Source organism: Aerococcus sp. L_32 (assembly GCF_050689315.1).
The window spans coordinates 1-559 of sequence record NZ_JBOEQF010001194.1 but is presented as its reverse complement, the minus strand read 5'-3'; the positions used below and the strand labels follow the sequence as shown (position 1 = coordinate 559).

The window sequence follows — 559 nt, the reverse complement described above, 5'->3', positions numbered from 1 at the left end:
CTTCATTAAAGACTGTACCGCCTTGGAAGATATCGTCAATCATCAAAATGCCGCCGACTTCTAGTCGGTCCATGATTAACGGGAAAAAGTCGAAGTATTTTGCTTTCGCTGAATCTAATAAGGCAAAGTCATATTTAGCTTCTAAAGTTGGCAATATATCTTTGGCGTCACCTTCATGGATAGTCACTTGGTCTGCTACACCTAATTTTTCAAAGTTGACTTTAGCAGCAGCAATCATTTTGTCATAACGATCAATGGTATCTAAGCTTCTTTCAGGGTGGTCATAAACCATTAGTGATCCGGAGAATCCGATGGCCATACCAATTTCTAGAATTTTCTTTGGTTGTTTAATACTTAATAGAAAATCTAAGAAAACTGCTGTTTCATGAGGAATTACTGGTACGCGGTTTTCATGGGCGTAATCTTCTAATTCTTTTAATGGTGCTGGAAAATCGTTCTGTCCAGTACGCATGAAGTTTAATACGCCTGCTTCTACTACTGGGCGGTCCATCATTTCATTTTTCATTACTTTTTCTTCAGTCTTACTTACTTCATTTGC

Annotated in this window: 1 protein-coding gene; it reads right to left on the bottom strand. The window is 38.1% G+C overall.

Going from position 1 to position 559, the window contains the following annotated elements; all coding sequences use genetic code 11:
* The coding region (locus ACRCJ0_RS18895; RefSeq protein WP_431391741.1) for an O-methyltransferase at positions 1–559 on the bottom strand (559 nt) is incomplete at both ends.